General features: G+C 40.0%; 1 protein-coding gene. It reads left to right on the forward strand.

Annotated elements, in window-relative coordinates; translation table 11 throughout:
* On the forward strand, positions 1–569 hold a 569-nt coding region (locus AC3LHT_RS01420), incomplete at its 5' end, for a TIGR00153 family protein (RefSeq protein ID WP_488661741.1).
* Positions 570–1,144 lie beyond the last annotated feature (575 nt).

The raw sequence follows: 1,144 nt of genomic DNA on the forward strand, positions 1-1,144 counted from the left end.
TCTTATCTCTTGAAAAATACCTTTCTGATATGCAAGGAAAAGACCCGGAAAAGGTGAAAGAGTCCTATGATGAGATTCACGAAAGAGAGACAAAAGCTGATAGCATAAGGCGTAGAATGGAATCTGAAATGTACCAAGGAGCTTTCTTACCTAATTTTAGAGGAGACCTTCTCGGGCTGGTAGAAAACTTTGACAGGATTGCAAACAGCGCTGAAAGTATTTCCGACCAAATTTATCTTCAGAAAATGAAAATTCCCCAGGATATTCATAAGGAAATTGTAGTACAGTTAGAATTTTCACTAAAAACCTTTAGAGCCTTGAAAAAAGCTGCCGAGCTGATGTTTGAGGATCTTGAAAAAGCGGGAGAGCTTGTCATTGAAACTGAGAAACTCGAACACGAAGAAGACATTTTCGAGAGAAAACTCATCGAAAAAATATACTCAACAGAACTTTCTCTTGCTGAAAAAATGCAATTAAGAGAACTTGTAACGCATATCGGAAGCCTCGCCGACCTCTCTGAGGATTGCTCTGACAGGATAGAAATCGTCATTTTGAAGAGAAGGGTTTGATTACGTTACTAAACCCGATTCTTAAGGAACCGAGTAACGAGATTCGAGTTGCGAGAGCTAAAAACCAAAGAACCGAGAATCCGAGAAGCGAGATCAAAAACCGAGTTACGTGATTCGAGTTACGAGTGTATTAAGAACCGAGTTATGAGTGATGAATTATGAGTGATGAGTTCAAGAGACGAGGGTCGAGAGTCCGAGAGCCCGAGTAACGAGAAAACATCAAATCCTGTCTTATAGTCAACTGCGTAGCAGTTCAAGGCAACCGCAAAGCGGTTCTAAGCAACTCCGCAGGAGTTCATGGCAATTGCGTTAGCAATTCATGGCGCGTTTTAGTAATGTGGACCAGTTCTTACTAAACCCCAACAACTAGACCCTATACCCTGCTCAATACCCTAGACCCCGTTTTATAGTTGATTGTGCTAGCAGTTCATAGCGTTTTTAATAGAGGAGATATTTTGTAAAATAGTACATGGAGATTCCAATGTGAATTTATACAAAGGGGGAAAGTTTGTGAATTTAAACAGTACTGAGAAAATAATATCAACGCTCAAGAAACTCGAAAATACCATGAGAGA

The organism is Kosmotoga sp. (assembly GCF_982836095.1).